General features: G+C 71.7%; 17 protein-coding genes and 1 pseudogene. 13 read left to right on the top strand and 5 right to left on the bottom strand.

Features of this window, described 5'->3' with window-relative positions:
* The first annotated feature begins 16 nt into the window (after nucleotides 1–16).
* The gene (locus tag ACTWQA_RS07415; RefSeq protein WP_443158515.1) at nucleotides 17–1,324 is read left to right on the top strand and encodes an MFS transporter; all 1,308 of its coding nucleotides are present in this window, start codon (nucleotides 17–19) and stop codon (nucleotides 1,322–1,324) included.
* A gap of 16 nt (nucleotides 1,325–1,340) precedes the next feature.
* On the top strand, nucleotides 1,341–2,885 hold the full coding sequence (locus tag ACTWQA_RS07410; RefSeq protein ID WP_443158514.1) for an acyl-CoA synthetase: 1,545 nt from the start codon (nucleotides 1,341–1,343) through the stop codon (nucleotides 2,883–2,885).
* Here the strand turns inward: ACTWQA_RS07410 and ACTWQA_RS07405 are convergent.
* On the bottom strand, nucleotides 2,842–3,315 hold the full coding sequence (locus ACTWQA_RS07405; RefSeq protein ID WP_305915902.1) for a MarR family winged helix-turn-helix transcriptional regulator: 474 nt from the start codon (nucleotides 3,313–3,315) through the stop codon (nucleotides 2,842–2,844). The genes ACTWQA_RS07410 and ACTWQA_RS07405 overlap by 44 nt on opposite strands.
* Before the next feature lie 154 nt (nucleotides 3,316–3,469).
* Between ACTWQA_RS07405 and ACTWQA_RS07400 the strand changes: the two genes are divergently transcribed.
* The 6 genes from ACTWQA_RS07400 to ACTWQA_RS07375 all read left to right on the top strand — a co-directional run bounded on the left by ACTWQA_RS07400 (nucleotide 3,470) and on the right by ACTWQA_RS07375 (nucleotide 9,320).
* The gene (locus ACTWQA_RS07400; RefSeq protein WP_443158513.1) at nucleotides 3,470–4,927 is read left to right on the top strand and encodes an aldehyde dehydrogenase family protein; all 1,458 of its coding nucleotides are present in this window, start codon (nucleotides 3,470–3,472) and stop codon (nucleotides 4,925–4,927) included.
* 10 nt (nucleotides 4,928–4,937) lie between these two features.
* Nucleotides 4,938–6,044 (top strand): NAD(P)-dependent alcohol dehydrogenase, encoded by a 1,107-nt coding sequence (locus tag ACTWQA_RS07395; protein WP_327583934.1) that lies wholly within the window; start codon nucleotides 4,938–4,940, stop codon nucleotides 6,042–6,044.
* An 87-nt stretch (nucleotides 6,045–6,131) separates the two neighbouring features.
* Nucleotides 6,132–7,184: a Rieske 2Fe-2S domain-containing protein gene (locus ACTWQA_RS07390; RefSeq protein ID WP_443158512.1), complete on the top strand. Its 1,053-nt coding sequence runs from the start codon at nucleotides 6,132–6,134 to the stop codon at nucleotides 7,182–7,184.
* Nucleotides 7,185–7,189: 5 nt separating this feature from the next.
* Nucleotides 7,190–7,441, top strand: coding sequence for a hypothetical protein (locus tag ACTWQA_RS07385; RefSeq protein WP_443158511.1), 252 nt, complete (start codon nucleotides 7,190–7,192; stop codon nucleotides 7,439–7,441).
* Nucleotides 7,438–8,538: a PDR/VanB family oxidoreductase gene (locus tag ACTWQA_RS07380; protein ID WP_443158510.1), complete on the top strand. Its 1,101-nt coding sequence runs from the start codon at nucleotides 7,438–7,440 to the stop codon at nucleotides 8,536–8,538. The genes ACTWQA_RS07385 and ACTWQA_RS07380 overlap by 4 nt, the downstream gene beginning before the upstream one ends.
* A gap of 14 nt (nucleotides 8,539–8,552) precedes the next feature.
* Nucleotides 8,553–9,320 carry an IclR family transcriptional regulator gene (locus ACTWQA_RS07375; RefSeq protein ID WP_443158509.1) on the top strand — a complete coding sequence of 256 codons (768 nt, stop codon included), beginning with the start codon at nucleotides 8,553–8,555 and terminating at the stop codon, nucleotides 9,318–9,320.
* A gap of 11 nt (nucleotides 9,321–9,331) precedes the next feature.
* Here the strand turns inward: ACTWQA_RS07375 and ACTWQA_RS07370 are convergent, their stop codons facing one another.
* Nucleotides 9,332–9,559, bottom strand: a complete 228-nt coding sequence (locus ACTWQA_RS07370; RefSeq protein WP_443158508.1) for a hypothetical protein — start codon at nucleotides 9,557–9,559, stop codon at nucleotides 9,332–9,334.
* A gap of 219 nt (nucleotides 9,560–9,778) precedes the next feature.
* Here ACTWQA_RS07370 and ACTWQA_RS07365 point away from each other — a divergent pair.
* From ACTWQA_RS07365 to ACTWQA_RS07345, 5 genes and pseudogenes are all read left to right on the top strand, one after another.
* A pseudogene (locus ACTWQA_RS07365) lies at nucleotides 9,779–9,937 on the top strand (LuxR C-terminal-related transcriptional regulator); the annotation flags it as partial.
* A 106-nt stretch (nucleotides 9,938–10,043) separates the two neighbouring features.
* Nucleotides 10,044–11,918, top strand: coding sequence for a glycoside hydrolase family 97 catalytic domain-containing protein (locus ACTWQA_RS07360; protein ID WP_443158507.1), 1,875 nt, complete (start codon nucleotides 10,044–10,046; stop codon nucleotides 11,916–11,918).
* Nucleotides 11,919–11,966: 48 nt separating this feature from the next.
* Complete coding sequence (locus ACTWQA_RS07355; protein ID WP_443158506.1) at nucleotides 11,967–14,384, top strand: glycoside hydrolase family 95 protein; 2,418 nt, start codon at nucleotides 11,967–11,969, stop codon at nucleotides 14,382–14,384.
* A 140-nt stretch (nucleotides 14,385–14,524) separates the two neighbouring features.
* Nucleotides 14,525–15,379, top strand: coding sequence for a zinc metalloprotease HtpX (htpX, locus tag ACTWQA_RS07350; protein WP_443158505.1), 855 nt, complete (start codon nucleotides 14,525–14,527; stop codon nucleotides 15,377–15,379).
* Between the two features lie 9 nt (nucleotides 15,380–15,388).
* The gene (locus ACTWQA_RS07345; protein ID WP_443158504.1) at nucleotides 15,389–16,684 is read left to right on the top strand and encodes an acyltransferase family protein; all 1,296 of its coding nucleotides are present in this window, start codon (nucleotides 15,389–15,391) and stop codon (nucleotides 16,682–16,684) included.
* Here the strand turns inward: ACTWQA_RS07345 and ACTWQA_RS07340 are convergent.
* The 3 genes from ACTWQA_RS07340 to ACTWQA_RS07330 all read right to left on the bottom strand — a co-directional run bounded on the left by ACTWQA_RS07340 (nucleotide 16,679) and on the right by ACTWQA_RS07330 (nucleotide 19,296).
* Nucleotides 16,679–17,326, bottom strand: a complete 648-nt coding sequence (locus tag ACTWQA_RS07340) for a DAPG hydrolase family protein (protein ID WP_443158503.1) — start codon at nucleotides 17,324–17,326, stop codon at nucleotides 16,679–16,681. The genes ACTWQA_RS07345 and ACTWQA_RS07340 overlap by 6 nt on opposite strands.
* Before the next feature lie 84 nt (nucleotides 17,327–17,410).
* On the bottom strand, nucleotides 17,411–18,265 hold the full coding sequence (locus ACTWQA_RS07335) for an aldo/keto reductase (RefSeq protein ID WP_443158502.1): 855 nt from the start codon (nucleotides 18,263–18,265) through the stop codon (nucleotides 17,411–17,413).
* A gap of 50 nt (nucleotides 18,266–18,315) precedes the next feature.
* Nucleotides 18,316–19,296, bottom strand: a complete 981-nt coding sequence (locus ACTWQA_RS07330; RefSeq protein ID WP_443158501.1) for a C40 family peptidase — start codon at nucleotides 19,294–19,296, stop codon at nucleotides 18,316–18,318.
* Nucleotides 19,297–19,420: the final 124 nt, after the last annotated feature.

Below are 19,420 nucleotides of genomic sequence, written 5' to 3'. Positions count from 1 at the left end.
AAGGAGCCCCCCACTCATGTCCAACCCCGTCCAGCTGCGCCGCGCGGTGGCCTCGAGCTTCCTCGGCAGCGTCATCGAGTACTACGACTTCCTCCTGTACGCCACGGCCTCGGCCGTCGTGTTCAGCAAGGTCTTCTTCTCCAACCTTGACCCGCTGGTCGCCACGGTGGCCAGCCTGGGCACATTCGCCACCGGGTATCTGGCCAGGCCGATCGGCGGCGTCGTCTTCGGCCACTTCGGCGACCGGCTCGGCCGCAAGCGCATGCTGGTGCTCACCATGGTGCTGATGGGCGTGGCCAGCTTCCTCATCGGGGTGCTGCCCACGTACGAGCAGGCCGGGGTGCTCGCCCCGATCGCGCTCGTCCTGCTCAGGATCGTGCAGGGAGTCGCGGTCGGCGGCGAGTGGGGCGGTGCGGTGCTGATGTCGGCCGAGCACGCCACCGCCCGCCGCGGCCTGTGGGCGAGCTTCACCAATGCCGGGGCGCCGTTCGGCATGGTGTTGTCGACGGGCGCGCTGACCGGCACCGCCGCCGTGGTGGGCAACGAGGCCTTCCTGGCGTGGGGGTGGCGGGTCCCGTTCCTGATCAGCATCGTCCTGCTCGCGATCGGCCTGTTCGTCCGGACGCGGGTGGAGGAGACCCCGGTGTTCAGCGCCGCCGTCAAGGAGAGCGCCTCCAGGATCCCGCTGCTGGACGTGCTGCGCGGCCAGCCCAGAACGCTGCTGCTCGGCGTCGGTGTGGGGCTGGCGGCGTTCGTGGCGCAGGGCACGCTCACCACCTTCCTCATCGCGTACGGCGTCGGCACCGGTTTCGAGCGGCAGGACGTGCTGAACGGGCTGACGCTCTCCTCGGCGCTGGCCGTGCTCGGCATCCTCGGCTGGTCGGCCCTGTCGGACCGGGTCGGGCGGCGGCCGGTCGTCATCACCGGCGCGCTGATCATGGCGGTGTTCGCGTTCGCCCTGTTCCCGCTGGTGAACACCGGCAGCGTCGCCCTGCTCACCCTCGCGCTCGTCTTCGGCCAGGCCATCGTGCACCCGATGATGTACGGCCCGCTCGCCGCGCTCTACACCGAGCTGTTCAGCACCCGCACCCGCTACACCGGCGCGTCCCTCGGATACCAGCTGGCCGGGCTCGGGGCCGGGCTGGCGCCGGTGGTGTTCGCCCAGATCCAGGCCGGCGGCGGCGGGACCCTCGTGGTGTCCATCGTCATCGCCGCCGCGTGCCTGCTGGCCGTGGCCTGCACACTGGCGCTCAAGGAAACCAGCCGCGGCGACCTGGCCGAGGAGCCGATCCCTGCCAACGCCTCCAAGACCGTCGCCTCCTGACAGGAAAGACACGCTCATGCACAACTCCGGGATCGGCGGCTGGCCGGCGCGGCGGGCCATGATGACGCCGGACCGCACGGCCTTCGTCTACGAGGACCGCTCGCTGACCTACGCCGAGGTCCACGAGCGGGTGACGAGGCTGGCGCATCGGCTGCGGGACAGCGGCGTGCGGGCCGGGGACCGGGTCGCCTACCTGGGCCCGAACCACGTCGCGTTCGCCGAGACCATGTTCGCCACGCACATGCTCGGCGGGATCTTCGTCCCGCTGAACTTCAGGCTCGCGGCACCGGAGATCGACTACATGCTGGGGCACTGCGGCGCGAAGGTGCTGATCCACGCGCCGCAGTGCGCCGGCGTGGTGGAGGCGCTGACCGGCACGCCGGACCTGGACGAGATCATCCCGCTCGAGGCCTACGAGGACTGGCTGGCGCAAGGTGCCCTAACGCCGATTGACGTGCCGGTGGCGCAGGACGACATCGCGCTCATCCTCTACACGTCGGGCACCACCGGGCGCCCCAAGGGCGCCATGCTCAGCCACGCCAACCTGATCTGGAACACCTACAACATGTTCGTCGGGGTGGACGTGGCCAGTGACGAGACGACGCTGGTCAGCGCCCCGCTGTTCCACGTCGCGGCGCTGAACCAGACGCTGCTGCCGACCTTCGCCAAGGGCGCCCGCTCGGTGATCATGCCGTCGTGGGACGTGGACGCGTGTTACGACCTGATCGAGAAGTTCGGCGTGACGTGGATGTTCGGGGTCACCACGATGTTCGCCGCGTTCGCCGCCTCGCCGCGCTGGGCCGGTGCGGATCTGTCCTCGCTGCGCACGCTGATGTCCGGGGGCGCGTCGATCCCGCCCGCGCTGATCCGCACCTACCAGGAGCGGGGGCTGGTGTTCTGCCAGGGGTACGGGATGACCGAGACCTCGCCGGGGGCGACGTTCCTGGAGGCGAGCGAGAGCGAACGCAAGGCCGGCTCGGCCGGCGTGCCTGTCCTCTTCGCCGACGTCCGGGTCGTCCGGCCGGACCTCAGCGACGCCCCGCCCGGCGAACCCGGCGAGGTCCTCATCCAGGGTCCGAACGTCACCCCCGGCTACTGGAACGACGCCGGGGCCACCGCCGCGGCCTTCGCCGAGGGCGGCTGGTTCCGCTCGGGCGACGTCGCCTACCGCGACGAGGAGGGCCACCTGTACATCGTGGACCGCGTCAAGGACATGTACATCTCCGGCGGTGAGAACGTCTACCCGGCCGAGGTGGAGGCGGCGATCTTCGAGCATCCCGCGGTGGCCGAGGTGGCGGTGGTCGGCGTGGCGGACGAGACCTGGGGGGAGACCGGCCGCGCGTTCGTGGTCGCCCGTCCCGGGCACGCCGTCACGGGGGAGGAGCTGCAAACCTTCCTGCGAACCCGGCTGGCCAAATACAAGATCCCCAGGTACGTCACGTTCGTGGAGGACCTGCCGAAGACCGGCTCGGGCAAGATCCAGAAGCTCAAGCTCCGGAACCTGTCCGCGCCGGCCGTCAGTGCGGCGGCAGGTCGGACAGCGCCGTCCGGCAGCGGTTGAGGTAGACCTCCAGGTCGCGGCGCTGCCGGGCGGTGAGTCCGGCGAGCATGCGCCCCTCCAGGGCCTCCATCGCCTCGTCGTGGGCCGCGAGCAGTTCGTGGCCCGCGTCGGTGAGGCTGATCAGCAGGACGCGGCGGTTGTCCGGGTCGCGGCGGCGGACGATGAGGCCGCGCCGCTCCAGTGCGGTGATCATGTCGGCCATGGACTGGGCGGTGACGAAGGAGTTGCGGGCGAGCTGGGCTGAGCTGAGCCCGTCCCGGCGGCGCAGCACGGTGAGCGCGGTGTACTGCAGCGCGGTGATGCCGGTCGGCTTGAGCAGCTCGTCCATGTGGGAGCGCGCGGCGAGCTCGACCTGCTTCACGACGTACAGCAGCGACGGGCGCGAGGTGGCGCTCTCCACGGCTCCGTCGCTGCCGGTGGTGCTTGTCACGTGCGCTCCTTTGCTCTGGACAGTCAGGTTTCCTGAGTATCTCAGCCCTCTTGCATTCTTCGCCATATAAGCGTAATTATCAGGAAACCTGTTGGTTGAACAGGTCGGGACCAGGACGGTGCGGCGTGCGACCGCACCGGGAAGCGAGCGGGTCATGACGGATTCCGTGAGCCGGCCGCACATCGAGCCGGGTAAGTTGTTCATCGGCGGCGAGTGGGCCGAGGCGGTCGCCAAGGGCCGGAGGGACATCATCGACCCGTCCACGGGACAGGTGATCACCACCGTGGCCGAGGGGGACGCCGCCGACGTGGACGCGGCCGTCGCCGCCGGGCGCAAGGCGTTCGGCGCGTGGTCGCAGACGTCCGGCCGCGAGCGGGCACGCATCCTGCACCGCGTCGCCGACATCATCCGGCGGCGCGAGGACGAGCTCGTCGCGGTCGAGAGCGTCGACGTCGGCAAGCCGGTCAGCCTGTGCCGCGCCGTCGACGTGGCCACGGCCGCCGAGATCTACGAGTACTACTCCGGGCTCGCGCAGACCATCCAAGGGGCGACCCGGCACATCCCGATCCCCTCGCACGCCTACACGCGCCGCGAGCCGATCGGCGTGGTCGGCGCGATCACCCCGTTCAACTTTCCGCTGATCCTCAGCAGCTCGAAGGTCGCCCCGGCGCTGGCCGCGGGCAACGTCGTGGTGCACAAGCCCGCCGAGGACACCCCGCTCAGCGCCCTGCTGATGGCCGAGATCCTGGCCGAGGCCGGGGTGCCGGACGGCGTGCTCAACGTGGTCACCGGCGGCGGCGCGGTGGCCGGCGAGGCGCTGCTGCGCCACCCCGGCATCGACAAGATCGCCTTCACCGGCTCCACCAAGATCGGCCGGTACGCGGCCGCCACGGCCGGCGAAGGCCTCAAGCCCGTCACGATGGAGCTGGGAGGCAACGCCGCGCAGATCGTGTTCGAGGACGCCGACCTGGACAAGGCGATCGGCTCGGCCATCAAGGCGTTCGTCTTCAACACCGGCCAGTTCTGCATGGGCGGCCCGCGCCTGCTCGTCCACAGTTCCCTGTACGACACCGTCCTGGAGATCCTGGCCGGCGCCGTCGCCGGCGTGCCGGTCGGCGACCCCTTCGACCCGGCCACCGTCGTCGGCCCCATGGCCGCCGAACGGCATCTCGCCAAGGTCGAGGAGTACGTGCGGATCGCCAAGGAGCAGGGCGGCCGGATCGTCACCGGTGGCGAACGGCTGGAGGTCGGCGGCGGCTACTACTACAAGCCGACCGTCATCGCCGGCCTCAGCGACGATTCCCGCGTCGTGCAGGAGGAGATCTTCGGCCCGGTCCTGACCGTCCAGCCGTTCGACACCGAGGACGAGGCCGTGGCCATGGCCAACGGCACCCCGTACGGGCTCGCGGCCGGCCTGCAGACCACCGACCTGGCCCGCGCGCACCGGGTGGCGGCGCGGCTGGAGGCCGGCATCGTGTGGGTGAACGACTGGGCGATGCTCGACCCGGCGATCCCGTTCGGCGGCGTCAAGCAGTCCGGCTACGGGCGGGAGTACGGCCCCGAGGTGCTGGAGTCGTACACCAAGGTCAAGTCCGTCGTCATCGCCCTGTGAGAGGTAAGCCATGACCACCACCACGTCAGCAGCCGTCGTCGAGTCCGCCGGCGCGGGCTTCCAGCTGAGCGAAGTAGAACTGACCGACCCGCGCCCGGACGAGGTGCTGGTCCGCATGGTCGCCGCCGGGATCTGCCACACCGACCTGGGCGTCGCCGCCGGCGGCCTGCCGTTCCCGCTGCCCGGAGTCCTCGGCCACGAGGGCGCGGGCGTCGTGGAGGCGGTCGGCTCCGCGGTGACGCGGGTCAGCCCCGGCGATCACGTGTTGCTCTCCTTCACCTCGTGCGGCAGGTGCGCCAACTGCCGTGACGGGCACCCCGCCTACTGCGCGGCCTGGCTGCCGCTGAACCTGCTCGGCGGCGCCCGCGCGGACGGCTCACCCACCGTGACCAGGGACGGCGCGGCACTCGGCGGGCACTTCTTCGGCCAGTCCTCCTTCGCCAGGCATGCCCTGGTCGACGAGCGCAGCCTGGTCAAGCTGCCTGCCGACGCGCCGCTCGACCTGCTGGCGCCGCTCGGCTGCGGCGTGCAGACCGGCGCCGGGGCGGTATGGAATGTCCTGCGCCCCCGCCCCGGCGCCTCCCTCGTCGTGACCGGCGCGGGCGCGGTCGGCCTGTCCGCCGTCATGGCGGCCCGGCTCACCCCGGCCACCCGCATCATCGCGGTCGACCGGGTGCCGGCCCGGCTGGAGCTGGCCCGCGAGCTCGGCGCCACCCACACCGTCGACACCACCACGGCCGACCTGGCCGAGGCGATCGGGGAGATCACCGGCGGCCAGGGCGCCGACGGCGTCGTCGAGACGACGGGCAACGTGGGCGTCGCCGGCGCCGCCGTCGGCGTGCTCGCCGCCCGGGGCACCGCGGTGCTGGTCGGCGCCCCGCCGTTCGGCTCGTCGATCCCCGTGGACGTCAACTACATGTTGCCGGGCCGCACGGTGGTGGGCCTGACGCTGGGCGACAGCGAGACGGAGTCACTGATCCCGGTGCTGGCCGAGCTGGTGGCCGCCGGGCGGCTGCCGATCGACCGGCTGATCAGGCACTACAAGTTCGAGGAGATCCAGAGCGCGATCGGCGACATCGTCTCCGGCGCGACGATCAAGCCGGTCCTGCGGTTCTGAGGACATTCGTTTTCCGGCATCCGGGAAGGGCGGTTCCGCGCCCTGCGTGACCGACGTCACCATCGTTCCACTGAGAAGGAGTCGCCCATGTCAAGCATCCCCCGCGACCAGTGGTACGTCGCCGCGTACGGGCGCGAGATCGCCCACGAGCTGTTCAGCCGCACCATCTGTGGTGAGTCGATCCTGTTCTGGCGGACCCGCGCCGGGACCGTCACCGCCATGTCGGACCGCTGCGTGCACCGCCGGTTCCCGCTGTCCCAGGCGCCGAGCCGGCTGCTCGACGACCAGGTGGTGTGCGGCTACCACGGATTCACCTACGGCGCCGACGGCGGCTGCGTGGCCGTGCCCGGCCAGACCCGGGTGCCGCGGACCGCGCGGCTGAAGAGCTACCCGGTCGTCGAGCAGGACTCGTTCGTGTGGGTCTGGATCGGCGACCCGGCCAAGGCCGACGCCACCCGCATCCCGCGGGCGCCCTGGCTGGACTCGCCGGACTACACCACCGTCTCCGGGATGGAGCCGCTGAAGGCCCGGTTCGGGCTGCTGGTGGACAACCTGCTCGACCTGTCGCACGAGACGTACCTGCACGGCGGCTACATCGGCACCCCCGAGGTGGCCGCCACCCCGATCACCACCGAGGTGGACGAGGAGGCCGGGATCGTCTACGTCAGCCGGCACATGGACGACGCCGAGTGCCCGCCGTTCTACGCCAAGTCCACCGGGCTCACCGGGCGGATCATGCGCTGGCAGGACATCGAGTACACCCCGCCGTGCCTGTACAAGCTGCACTCGCGCATCGCGCCGCTCGGGGTGCTGCCGAACGCCGACGGGAGCGACCCTGACGCCTTCCACGTCGAGGTCGTGTACGCCATCACGCCCGAGACCGAGCACACCACGCACGACTTCTGGGCCGTGGCCCGTGACTTCGCCCTCGACGACCAGGGCGTGTCGGACTTCCTGGCCGAGAACAACCGGACCGTGGTGCTGCAGGACGTCGTCGCGCTGGACGTGCTGGAGCAGGTGATCGCCACCGAGGCCGAGGGCTACCAGGAGCTGTCGATCAACATCGACACCGGTGGGCTGGCGGCGCGGCGCATGCTGGCCAAGCTGGTCGCCGGGCAGAGCGCGGACAGCCGGGTGTGACGGGCATGGAACCGACGCGCATGCTTCCCGGCCGCGAGGTGCTGCGGGTGGTGTGGCTGCCCGGCAGCGACCTGCTGCAGGGCACCTGCCACTGCGGCGCCACGCACCTCGCCGAGGGCCCGATCGAGGTGTGGGAGTGGCTGCTCGCCCACCCGGTCGGCCACACCGCGGAGACCGCTCCCGGCTCGGCGGCCGTCCCGGGCCCAGCGACGGCTCCCGGTCGGGCGGCCCTGTCCGGTGCGGGAGCGGCGCTATGACGGGCGTCGAAAGCACGGGTGGCGCGATGGCCGACGCCGGGGTCGCTGGCCGTGCCGTGACCGGCCGCCCCGTGACGGGCGGCCCGATGACCGGTGCCGGGAGCACGAGTGGTGCGATGGGCGGTGTCGAGATCGCGGGCCAGGCCGTGACCGGTGGTGGCGCCGACTTGAGTGCCGAGCGGAAGCTCGTCGTGCACTCTCGTGAGCAGGTGGCCGACGGAGTCGTGGCGATCGAGCTGCGCGACCCGGCCGGCGGTGAGCTGCCGGCGTGGGCGCCGGGGGCGCACATCGACCTGGTGCTGGGCGACGACCTCGTCCGCCAGTACTCGTTGTGTGGTGATCCGGCCGACCGGACCACATGGCGGATCGCCGTCCTGCGGGAGCCCGCCGGCCGCGGCGGTTCTGCCTACGTGCACGACGAGCTCCACCCGTGCGCCACGATCCTGACGCACGGCCCGCGCAACAACTTCCCGCTGCACCCCGCCTCCCGCTACCTGTTCGTCGCCGGTGGGATCGGGATCACCCCCATCCTTCCGATGATCGCCGCCTGCGGGGCGGAGTGGCGGCTGGCCTATGGTGGCCGGACCGCCGCGTCGATGGCGTTCGCGAGCGAGCTGCGCGCCGCCCACGGCGACCGGGTGCTCCTGTGGCCGCAGGACGAGCACGGCCTGCTCGACCTCGACGCCCTGCTGGCGGAGGAGCCGCAGGACACCCTCGTCTACTGCTGCGGCCCCGCCCCGCTCCTGCAGGCCGTCGAGGAGCGCTGCGCGAACCGGCCGCTGCACGTGGAGCGCTTCACCCCCAAGGATGCGGGCGACCCGATCATGACCGGGTCGTTCGAGGTCGAGCTGGCCACCTCCGGTCTCACCCTGACGGTCCCGCCGGATCGGTCGATCCTGGAGGTCGTGGAGGAGGCAGGCGTACAGGTCCTGACCTCGTGCCGGGAGGGGACCTGCGGCACCTGCGAGACGCCCGTCCTCGAGGGCGTCGTGGACCACCGCGACTCGCTCCTCACGCCCGAAGAGGAGGCGGCGAACGACGTCATGTTCATCTGCGTCTCCCGCGCCGCCTGCCCCAAGCTGGTCCTCGAGCTCTGACCATGGAGCCGCCGATGCCGTCAGCCGTCGCCCGGACCGGGCCGGTCGTGGCGCGCGCCCTGCAGATCCTCGGCGCGTTCACGCCCGACCGGCGCTCGCTGACGCTCAGCGACCTGTCCCGGCACTCGGGGCTCCCGGTGTCCACCGCTCACCGGCTGGTGGCGGAGCTCGTGGCCTGGGGTGCGCTGGAACGGGACCCGGCCGGCTGTTACCACATCGGCCTGCGGCTGTGGGAGATCGGCTCGCTCGCCCCGCGCGGCCTCGGCCTGCGCGAGGCGGCGCTGCCGTATCTGGAGGACCTGTCGCAGGTGACCCGCGAGAACGTGCAGCTGGCGGTACGCGAAGGCACCGAGGTCGTGTTCGTGGAGCGGATCGCGGGCAGCGGGGCGGTGCCGGTGCTGACGAGGGTAGGCGGCCGCTTCGCGCTCACGGCCACCGGCGTCGGCCTGGTCCTGCTCGCGTACGCACCCTCCGACGTGCAGGAACTCGTCCTGGCCTGCCCGATCCAGCGCTACACGGAACGCACCATGACCGACCCGCGCCAGGTGCGTGCCGCGCTCGCCGACACCCGCGCCCGCGGCTACGCCGTCAGCGACCGCCAGGTCACCATGGACGCCCTGTCGGTCGCGGCCCCGATCCACGACTCCGAGGGCGAGGTCGTCGCCGCCGTGTCCCTGGTCGTCCACCACGGCACCGCCTCGACGCAGGCGCTCGCCCACCTCGTCCGCACCAGCGCCCGCGCCATCTCCCGCGCCCTGCCACCGTTCGCGGCCGGGCGGTGACGAGCCCCGGATCAGAGGGCGAGGCCGAGATCGGCGATGAAGCGGGCGAGGCCGACACGCTTGCGAAACAGGTACTGCAAGCCGTCGGTGACCGGCTCGCCGAGGCGCTCCACGGGGATGGCCGTGAAGGCGCTGCGCAACACCAGCGTGGTGACGTACCCGGCGGCGACGTGATCGTCGGCGACTCCTTCGTCCGCCAGGCCCCGTGTGTACGCCTCCTGGATCGTCCGATGGATCATCGGCAGCTCTCCGGGTTCGGGTTTTGTTCGGCACGTTACGCGCCTGGCCGAGCTGGCTCACGCGTACGCCCAGACCGGTGACGTGGCCGCGGCTCGGGCCTGCACGACGCCGTCCGCCTCGGCGCCGCGGACCGGGGACCCGCGCTTGGAAGCTGGCCCGCCGCTGCGCAGGCGCGCGTACTCCGGTGGTGACAGGCCTGGCCACCCCCCAGGCAGCGGCAGATCGCCCACCTGGCCGCGTCCGGGATGAGCAACCAGGACATCGCCGACCAGCTGGTGCTCTCCCGGCGGACCGTCGCCAACACGCTGGTGCAGGTTTACGAGCGGACCGGCCTGAGCAACCGGACGGAGCTCGCCGAGCTGCTGTTCACCCTCTGACGGCCTGTTTGATCGGCGAAAGAGATCGGATCTCCTCCTGGCCATACCGAAACGGAGGGTTTACGATCCGGAAACAGGTCCGATGTATCCGGCTGCAGGAGCCCTCATGTCGACCGCCACGCCGTTACGTCTGTGCGCCGCACTCCTCTTGACCCTGTGTCTCGTCCCCGCCCTGCCTGCTCGGGCCGCCGACCAGAGCTGGACGGTCACCGGCCTCCCCGGTGGCCCGGCGGCCGAACTCGCGCTCGACCCGGACGCGGGCACGCTCACCCTGGCCGCCGAGCGCCACGGCGCCCGGGTGCTGGAGCCCAGCCCGGTCGGCCTCGTCACCGAGCGGGCCGACCTGTCCCAAGGGCTGCGCTTCCTGCACCGCAGCGAACGCGTGGTGACCGAGCACTACACCACCACCGTCGGCAAGCGGCTCAAGCGGTCCGCGCTCATGCGGGAGGCCACGTTCGCCTTCGAGAACGCCGCCGGCGCCCGGCTTGACCTGGTCGTCAGGGTCGCCAGGGACGGCGTCGCCCACCGGTATCAGTGGCCGGGCGACCACGGGCCGGTCCTGCGCGAGACTTCCGCGTTCACCCTCCGCCCAGACTCCACCGCCTGGCTGGCCCGGCACCGCCGCGACTACGAGAACCCCTTCGTCCAGTACACGGCGCAGAACGCGCTCGCGGCCGACTTCATGGTGCCCGCCCTGTTCGAGACCGGCGGCGGCCACCTCCTGATCACCGAGTCGGCCCTGGACGGGGGTTACTCGGGGCCGCGGCTGACGCACGAGGAGGGCACCGGCACGTACCGGCTGCAGCTGTGGGACCAGCAGGTCCAGGCCGCGGGGGAGACTCCGTGGCGGGTGCTGGTCATCGGGGACCTGGCCACGGTCACCGAGTCCACGCTGGCCGACGACCTCGCTCCTGACTCCGAAGTGCGCGACACCTCGTGGATCCGGCCCGGCCAGGTGCTCTGGACGTGGCTGGCGGGCGGCAGGGAGGCCGGGCAGAGCCTGGAGATCCAGAAGGGGTACGTCGACTACGCCGCCCAGCGCGGCTGGCCCTACGTGGCGGTGGACGCAGGCTGGTACTTCCTGCGGGACCAGTGGGACGTCACCGACCCCGACTGGCCGACGACCAGCTGGATGCCGCAACTCGTCGAGTATGGCCGCGGCAAGGGCGTGGAGATCCTCGTCTGGGTGCACTTCCGCGACCTGGACACTCCCGAGGAACGCGCCCTGTGGCTGCCCACGCTGAACCGCTGGGGCGTGCGCGGCGTCAAGATCGACTTCATGGACGCCGAATCGCAGGAGCGGCTGCGCTGGTACGACGAGATCCTGCCCGCCACCGCCGCGAACCGTCTCCTGGTCAACTTCCACGGCTCGACCGTCCCCAAGGGCATCCACCGCACCTGGCCGCACGTGATGACCATGGAAGGCGTGCACGGCGGCGAGAAGCGCACGCTCACCACCGCGCACGTGACCACCCTGCCCTTCACCAGGAACGTGATCGGCTCCATGGACTACACGCCGATGGCCTTCCACCGGCCGAGCCGGCCCACGTCCGACGCGCACGAGCTGGGGCTGGCGGTCACGTACGAGTCCGGCCTGCAGAACCTGGCCGGCACCGTCGAGTCGTATCAGGCCAGGCCCGAGGCCGAACGGTTCCTCGAGCAGGTGCCCACCGCCTGGGACGAGACGCGGCTGCTGTCGGGCCGCCCGGCCGACCACGTGGTGCTCGCCCGGCGCAGCGGCGACCGGTGGTTCATAGGGGCCGGCGTGTCCGGCGCGGCCCGCACGCTGGACGTCCCGCTGAGCATGCTGCACGGCCGGTGGCTGGTCGAGGTCGTCCGCGACGGCACGAACGGCCTGGTTCGGGAGAGCCACGTGATCGACGGGCCGCGCGACCGGCTGAGCGTGGCGGTGCCCGCCGAGGGCGGGTACGCGGCGATCGCCTGCCGCCGGCACACCGCGATCACCACGTGCGACCGATAGACCTCCGATCTGCCATCCGCCACACATCCGATGTATAGGTGCACCCTCATGAAGAAACGGTTACTGGCAGGGCCGATCGCCCTCGCACTCGGCGCGGCGCTGACCGTGGTCCCGGCCACGCAGGCGCAGGCCGGGCACGCGGCGCAGCCGTACACGCTGTGGTACGACGAGCCGACCCCCGACTCCAACCAAGGCTGGGAGACCAGGTCGCTGCCGATCGGCAACGGCGCCATGGGCGCCACCGTGTTCGGCGGCGTGCAGGCCGAGCGGCTCCAATTCAACGACAAGACCCTGTGGACCGGCGGCCCCGGCGTCTCCGACTACACCTACGGCAACTGGGACGCCCCTCGGCCCGGCGCGCTGGAGGCCATCAGGGAGCGGATCTGGAAGGAAGGCGGCATCTCGCCCAACGACGTGCTGGCCGCGCTCGGGCACAAGTCGGACACGCCGCGACACCGCAGGTTCGGCGCGTACCAGAGCTTCGGCGACGTGCGCCTCGCCTTCCCCGAGCTCCCGGCGGAGGTGGCGGACTACCGCAGGGAGCTGGACATCGCGCGCGGCGTGGCCGGTGTGTCGTTCACGGCCGGCGGCGTGCGCCACACCCGCGAGTACTTCGCCTCCGCGCCGGCCGGCGTGGTCGTGGCCCGGGTCGCCGCGGACCGGCCCGGCGGGGTGACGTTCACCGCCAGGATCGCCGTGCCCGCCAACCGCTCGGCGACCGCCACGGCCGCCGGCGGCCGGGTCACCGTCAAAGGGGCGCTGACCAGCAACGCGATGGCGTACGAGGCCCAGCTCCAGGTCCTCAACCAGGGCGGGACCAGGACCGACAACCCCGACGGGACCGTCTCCGTGGCCGGCGCGGAGTCCGTGGTCCTCATCCTCGGCACCGGCACCGACTACGCCCCCGACTACCCCACCTACAAGGGCGAGGACCCGCACGCCAAGCTCACGGCGCGGGTCGACGCCGCCGCCGCCCGCGGCTACGCCAAGCTGCTGTCCGCCCACCGGGCCGACCACGCCGCCCTGTTCGACCGGGTACGGCTGGACCTCGGCGGCAGCCTGCCCGCCGTGCCCACCGACGACCTGCTCGCCCAGTACGGCACCGCCCCGGCCGCCGACCGGGCGCTGGAGCAGCTCTTCTACCAGTACGGCCGCTACCTGCTCATCGCCTCCTCCCGCCCCGGGTCGCTGCCGGCCAACCTCCAGGGCGTGTGGAACGTGCTCGAGGCCCCGCCGTGGCAGGCGGACTACCACCTCAACATCAACCTGCAGATGAACTACTGGCCGGCCGAGATGACCAACCTGGCCGAGCTGGCCGAACCCCTGCACACGTACGTGGACGGGCTACGCGAACCCGGCCGGGTCACCGCCAAGCAGATGTTCGGGGCGGACGGCTGGGTCGCCCACCACGCCTCCAACATCTTCGGCCACACTGGGGCATGGGACCATCCCGCCTACTTCTTCCCCGAGTCGGGCGCCTGGTTGTCGCTGCAGCTCTATGACCACTACCGGTTCACGCTGGACAAGCAGTTCCTGAAGCGGACCGCGTACCCGGTCATGAAGGAGACCGCGGCGTTCTGGCACGACTTCCTGCAGACCGACCCCAGGGACGGCAGGCTCGTCGCCATCCCCAGCCGATCTCCCGAGATCGGCCCCACCACGGCGGGGGCGGCGATGTCGCAGCAGATCCTCTGGCACCTGTTCACCGACCTGCGCGAGGCCGCGGAGCTGGTGGGCGACGAGAAGGAGGCCGACGAAGCCGGCGACGTGCTGGCCACGCTCGACCCGGGCCTGCGGATCGGGAAGTGGGGGCAGCTGCAGGAGTGGAAGGAGGACCTCGACGACCCGGCGGAGACCCACCGGCACGTCTCCCACCTGTTCTCGGTGCACCCGGGGCGGCAGGTCTCGCCGCGTACGACGCCGGAGCTGGCGCAGGCGGCCAAGGTCTCGCTCAACGCCCGCACCGACGCGGGCACCGGCTGGAGCAAGGCCTGGAAGATCAACTTCTGGGCGCGGCTGCTCGACGGCGACCGCGCGCACAAACTGCTGGCCGACCAGCTGAAGACCAGCACGTTGGCCAACCTCTGGGACACGCACCCGCCGTTCCAGATCGACGGCAACTTCGGCGCCACCTCCGGCATGACGGAGATGGTGGTGCAGAGCCACCTCGGGGTGATCGACCTGCTGCCCGCGCTGCCCGCCGCCTGGGCCGACGGCAGCGTTTCCGGGCTGCGTGCCCGCGGCGGCCACACCGTCGGGCTGACGTGGGCGTCCAAGCGGTTGTCCGAGGCGCGGTTGACGGCCGACGAGGGCGGCACGGTCACCCTGCGGAGTGACGCGTTCCGCGGCGGGGTCCGGGTCACGACGGATCGCGGGCGGCCGGTCGCGCACACCACGGACGGCGACACCGTGACCTTCCGCACCCGGCCCGGCGGGGACTACCGGATCGTGCCGGCCGGCCGGTAGACGGCACCGGATCGTCCCGGCCGGCCGGTAAGGGCACGGGCCCGAGCCGCTGAAGGCGGTCTCGGGAGCCTGCCCTCTCCGGGCCCGGCATCCGCGGGCCCGGAGGGGGTAGGGGGTGCGCAGGGGGAAAGGAGGCCGTCATGCAGCACAACGGCCTGCGTACCGCGGTTCTCCTCGGTGCGCTGTCCGCTTTGATCATTCTGGTGGGGTGGTGGCTCGGCGGCGGGCGCGGGGTGCAGATCGCGGTCCTCGTCGCGCTCGCGAGCAACGCCGTCGCCTACTTCTTCTCGGACAAGATCGCACTGTCGGCGATGCGCGCGCAGCCGGTCGGACAGTCCGACTGGCCGGAACTGCACAGGATGGTCCGCGAGCTGTCGGACCGGGCGGGCCAGCCCATGCCGCGGCTGTACATGTCGCCGATGCTGCAGCCCAACGCGTTCGCCACCGGCCGCAATCCTGAGCACGCGGCGGTCTGCGTGACCTACGGGATCACCCACATGCTGAACGAACGCGAGCTGCGCGCGGTCATCGGCCACGAGCTGTCGCACGTGTACAACCGCGACATCCTGATCTCCTCGGTCGCGGGCGCGCTGGCCACGATGATCACCTACCTGGCTTATATGGTGGGGTTCTTCGGGGGTGGCGGCCGCAACAACAACGGGCCAGGGGTGTTCGGGGCACTGGTGCTGATGATTCTGGGGCCGATGGCCGCCGCGATGATCCAGATGGCCATCTCGCGGGCGCGGGAGTACCAGGCGGACGAATCGGGCGCCCGGCTGACGCAGGACCCGCTGGGGCTGGCGAGCGCGCTGCGGAAGATCGATGCCGGTACGCGGCAGGTGCCGCTTCCGCAGAACGCCCGGCTGGAGTCGACCTCCCACCTCATGATCGCCAACCCGTTCCGCGGTGGCGGTCTCGGGCGGCTGTTCTCCACGCACCCGCCCATCGCCGATCGGATCCGCAGGCTGGAGTCCATGGCCGGGATCCAGGGCTGATCGCGGGAAATGCGGCGGCTGGCGGAGGGGACGCCACCGGAGCGGGAGCGCCATGTCGATCTGCTCCGCGCGATCGCCATCACGGCCGTCGTCGTCGGGCACTGGCTGGCGGTGCACGTGCAGGCAACCCCCGCCGGGGGCGTCCAAGCCGGCAACGTGCTGGAGATCGTGCCCTGGACGCGTCCCCTGACCTGGCTGTTCCAGGTCATGCCCGTCTTCTTCCTGGTCGGCGGCTACGCCAACGCCGTCTCGCTGACCACCCACCGCGACCGCGGCGGCGACGCGGCCGCATGGGTGCTGCGCCGTACCGACCGGCTCGTGCGGCCCACCACCGTCGTGCTGGCCGTGCTGGCCGGATCCGCCCTGGCAGCGCGGGCACTGGGGGCCGATCCCGCACTGGTCGGCACCGCGGTGTGGGCGGCCGGGATCCCGCTGTGGTTCCTGGTCGCCTACCTGGCCGTGGTCGTCCTCACCCCGCTGACCCACGCCCTCCACCGCCGCTACGGCCTGGCCGTCCCCATCGCGCTGACGGTTCTGGTCGGCGTCGGCGACGCGGCCCGGCTGGCGCTGAAGACGCCCGTCGCGGCCGACGGGAACTTCCTGCTCGCCTGGCTGGCCGTTCACCAGCTCGGCTTCGCCTGGCAGGACGGGCGACTGCCGGCCAGGCCCGCTGTGGGGTTGCCGATGGCCGCCGCCGGGCTGACCGCGCTGGTGGCGCTCACCGTGGCGGGCCCCTACCCGATCAGCATGGTGGGGATCGCGGGACAGGAGATCCAGAACACCTCGCCTCCCACCCTGGCGCTGCTGGCGCTGGCGGTGACGCAGACCGGGCTCGCCCTGGCGTTCCGCGCTCCGGCGGCCCGGTGGTTGCGACGGCCGCGGCCCTGGACGGTGATCGTGGCGGTCAACTTGGTCATCATGACGCTGTTCCTGTGGCACATGACGGCCGCCGTGCTCGGCGCCCTGGCGCTGCACCGGACAGCCGTGCTGGCGGAGCCGCCCGGGTCGCCCGCGTGGGTGCTGATGCGGCTGCCCTGGCTGGTCATGCTGACGCTGATTCTCGGCGTGCTGGTGCTGGTGTTCGGTCCTGTCGAACGGCGCGCCGGCCCCCGCCCCGCGGCGGGAGCCGTGGCCGGCGCGATAGCGGGCGTCCTCACCGTCCTCGGCCTGGGCGGGGTGCTCGCGGGCCTGCTCGGGGTCGCGCTGACCGGCCCGGGCGCGTACGGCTGGCCCGCCACGACCTTGATCGCCTACTTCGCCGGCGCCGGTGTCCTGCGGCTCGCCCGGTGGCGATCGGCCTCATGACTCGTGGGGGGCGCGTTCGGCGTAGAGCGCGGGCAGGAAGTGCTCCAGATTGCCGATCTCTTCGATGTGGTGGCGGGTCCACGCCTGCAGCTTGGCCGGAGGGAAAGCCCGGGTCGTCGCGACGCGGTTCAACGCCAGCCGGCCGAGCGGCGAATCGTCTCCCAGGCGCATCCGGGTCACGTACCGCACGCCCTCGGGCGCGGCGGCGAACTCGTTCTCCAAGCGAACCAAGTGGGTGCCCGCGACCCGCTTGGCGATGATCGCGCCCGCGGCGCCCAGCTCCTCGACCCGGACGCGGATGTCGATCAGCCGCCCGGGGTCGCGCCCGAGGGCCTCGGTGATGTGCAGCTGTGCGCCCGGGCCGACGCCGCCGCCCGCCGCCGGCCGGATCACCTGGTACGAGATGTGGTCCAGCGGGTGCCAGACCAGGTAGCGGGGGTAGACGTCGCCGGCGTAGGCCATGGTTCCCGGGACGTGGGCGTACCACCAGGCGAGCATGTCCGGCGTGACCCCGCGGAGTGGGGCGTGCTCGATGCTGACCACGACCTGACCGTCATGGGCGGTGCGGGACACCTTCGCCGACTCGGCGGGGCGCAGTGGCCACAACACCGGACGCGCGGGGGGAAGTCGCTGTCCGATCATGCACCCCGGCCTACCCCGCGACCGGCGTCCGACACCCGCCCCGGACCTCGCCACGGCAGGTACCGTCACGTCGTGGCCCCGGGATCAGCCGAGGCGGGCGAGCTCCTCCTTGCTGAGCTCCAGAGTGGCGGCGCCGACGGAGTCGAGGATCGTCTCCGGGCGGCTGGCGCCGGGAATGGGAATGACGACGGGGCTGCGGGCCAGCTCCCACGCGAGGCAGACCTGCTGCGGCGACACCCCCCGCTCCTCGGCGATCTCGTTGAAGGCGGCGTTGTGCCGGCCGAGCTCCCCGGTACGGCTGATGCCGCCCAGCGGCGACCACGGCAGGAAGGCCAGGCCGAGCTCGGCGCAGACGTCGATCTCGGGTTCGCTGGAGCGGAACCGCGGCGAGTATTCGTTCTGGACGCTCACCAGACGGTCACCAAGGATCCCGTGGGCGAGCCGGATCTGCTCCGGGTTAGCGTTCGAGATGCCCGCCATCTGGATCTTGCCGGCGTCGTGCAGGTCCTTCAGCGCGCCGATCGTCTCCTCGTACGGCACCCGCGGGTCCGGCCGATGGTGCTGGTAGAGGCCGATGCTGTCGACGCCGAGCGCCTTGAGCGACCGGTCGCAGGCCTCCTTCAAGTACGACGGGCGGCCGTCCAGGTCCCAGCCGTCCGGCACGCGAGTGTGCCCGCCCTTGGTCGCGACCAGCACCGTGCCGGTGTCCCCGGCCCACAGGGACAGCGCCCGGGCGACCAGCCGCTCATTGTGTCCGACGTCGGTGTGCGACGGCGTATACGCATCCGCCGTGTCTATCAACGTCACGCCCGCGTCCAGGGCCGCCAAAATGGTACGGATCGACTGGGCGTCGTCCGGCATGTGACCGGCCACCGACATGGGCATGGCCCCAAGCCCGATGACGCCCACGCTGTGATTTCCCAAGGCACGTGTTCTCATGGGTCCACCCTGTCTGCTGGAGCGCACTCCAGGTCAAGACGGCCGGCCCGTCATGGGCGCACGGCGCCGAGCAGGCGCGTACGCCAGTAGTCGTCGAGGTCGACCACCTTGACCACGTCCCCGGTCTGGGGCGCGTGGACCATTTTCCCGTCGCCGGCGTACATGCCCATGTGCCCGAGCCCTTTGCTGAAGAGCAGATCCCCCGGCTCGATCGTGTCCAGGGAGACACGACGGCCGGCGCCCCAGCTCCACTGGTCATAGGTCGTGCGCGGCAAGGAGACGCCGGCAGTGCGCCAGGCGGCCTGGACGAGGCCGGAGCAGTCGAAGGAGCCCGGCCCGGTGCCGCCGAACCGATACGGCTTGCCCACCTGGGCGAAGGCGAACTCGAGCGCCGATCGGGCGTTCCCGGAGGCCGGGCCGGTGTACTGGATCCCAGGGCTTTCGGGGTTGCCGGTCCGGAAGAGGCCCAGCCGGCGCATGAGCCTGGTCTGCGCCGTGACCATCTTGTCGACCTTGGACTTCTCCGCGCGGACCTTGTCGCGGGCGGCCTCGGCCGCCGCCAGGACGGTCTTGGCCTCGCCGTGCCGGTCGCGCAGTTCCTTGATGGCCGCCTCGTAGGCGTCCGCCTTCGCCGCCCGCGCTCGCGCCATCTCCTCGAGCGAGGCCATCGTGCCCAGGATGGCCTCGGGGTTGCTCGGGGCGCTCAACGGCGCCCAGCTCCCGAACGGGCCGAACTTGTAGTCGTTCACGGCAAGGGTGACGAGGTCCCGGCGCAGGGCGTCGGCTCGGGCGTCCTTGCCGGCGAGCTCGGTCCTGAGCACGTCGTACTTCTTCTTGGCCGTCTTGTAGGTCTCGGTGGCCTGGTTGTACTTCTCGACGAGCTGGTCGGCCTGCTCGTTCAGCTTCACCAGCCGGGCCCTGGCCTGGGCGGGCGACGGATCGGCCCGCGCGACCCCAGGGGTGGCGGCCAGCGCGACCGAGGCCAGCGCTAATGCGGCTGCTGTTCGCCCACGCCATGTCGCCGCGGCCACGACCATGCCTCCTCGTCCGAGTGGACTGTGGTGCCGATCCATGGGGAGATACGCGGGCCGGCCCCAGGATGTTCAGTCGGCGTGAACTCTTGGCGCCGTACCGGGCTAGTACTGGGTGTAAGCC

The sequence above is a fragment of the Nonomuraea sp. 10N515B genome (genome assembly GCF_052245915.1).
Lineage (GTDB): Bacteria > Actinomycetota > Actinomycetes > Streptosporangiales > Streptosporangiaceae > Nonomuraea.
Note: the sequence above shows the minus strand (reverse complement) of the source record. Positions and strands in the feature narration are given on the sequence as shown.

What these genes read in the sequence shown, in the direction of transcription:
- ACTWQA_RS07415 (WP_443158515.1), top strand. Translation starts at nt 17, where the DNA reads ATGTCCAACCCCGTCCAGCTGCGCCGCGCGGTGGCCTCGAGCTTCCTC.
- ACTWQA_RS07410 (WP_443158514.1), top strand. Translation starts at nt 1,341, where the DNA reads ATGCACAACTCCGGGATCGGCGGCTGGCCGGCGCGGCGGGCCATGATG.
- ACTWQA_RS07400 (WP_443158513.1), top strand. Translation starts at nt 3,470, where the DNA reads ATGACGGATTCCGTGAGCCGGCCGCACATCGAGCCGGGTAAGTTGTTC.
- ACTWQA_RS07395 (WP_327583934.1), top strand. Translation starts at nt 4,938, where the DNA reads ATGACCACCACCACGTCAGCAGCCGTCGTCGAGTCCGCCGGCGCGGGC.
- ACTWQA_RS07390 (WP_443158512.1), top strand. Translation starts at nt 6,132, where the DNA reads ATGTCAAGCATCCCCCGCGACCAGTGGTACGTCGCCGCGTACGGGCGC.
- ACTWQA_RS07385 (WP_443158511.1), top strand. Translation starts at nt 7,190, where the DNA reads ATGGAACCGACGCGCATGCTTCCCGGCCGCGAGGTGCTGCGGGTGGTG.
- ACTWQA_RS07380 (WP_443158510.1), top strand. Translation starts at nt 7,438, where the DNA reads ATGACGGGCGTCGAAAGCACGGGTGGCGCGATGGCCGACGCCGGGGTC.
- ACTWQA_RS07375 (WP_443158509.1), top strand. Translation starts at nt 8,553, where the DNA reads ATGCCGTCAGCCGTCGCCCGGACCGGGCCGGTCGTGGCGCGCGCCCTG.
- ACTWQA_RS07370 (WP_443158508.1), bottom strand. Translation starts at nt 9,559, where the DNA reads ATGATCCATCGGACGATCCAGGAGGCGTACACACGGGGCCTGGCGGAC.
- ACTWQA_RS07360 (WP_443158507.1), top strand. Translation starts at nt 10,044, where the DNA reads ATGTCGACCGCCACGCCGTTACGTCTGTGCGCCGCACTCCTCTTGACC.
- ACTWQA_RS07355 (WP_443158506.1), top strand. Translation starts at nt 11,967, where the DNA reads ATGAAGAAACGGTTACTGGCAGGGCCGATCGCCCTCGCACTCGGCGCG.
- htpX (WP_443158505.1), top strand. Translation starts at nt 14,525, where the DNA reads ATGCAGCACAACGGCCTGCGTACCGCGGTTCTCCTCGGTGCGCTGTCC.
- ACTWQA_RS07345 (WP_443158504.1), top strand. Translation starts at nt 15,389, where the DNA reads ATGCGGCGGCTGGCGGAGGGGACGCCACCGGAGCGGGAGCGCCATGTC.
- ACTWQA_RS07340 (WP_443158503.1), bottom strand. Translation starts at nt 17,326, where the DNA reads ATGATCGGACAGCGACTTCCCCCCGCGCGTCCGGTGTTGTGGCCACTG.
- ACTWQA_RS07335 (WP_443158502.1), bottom strand. Translation starts at nt 18,265, where the DNA reads ATGAGAACACGTGCCTTGGGAAATCACAGCGTGGGCGTCATCGGGCTT.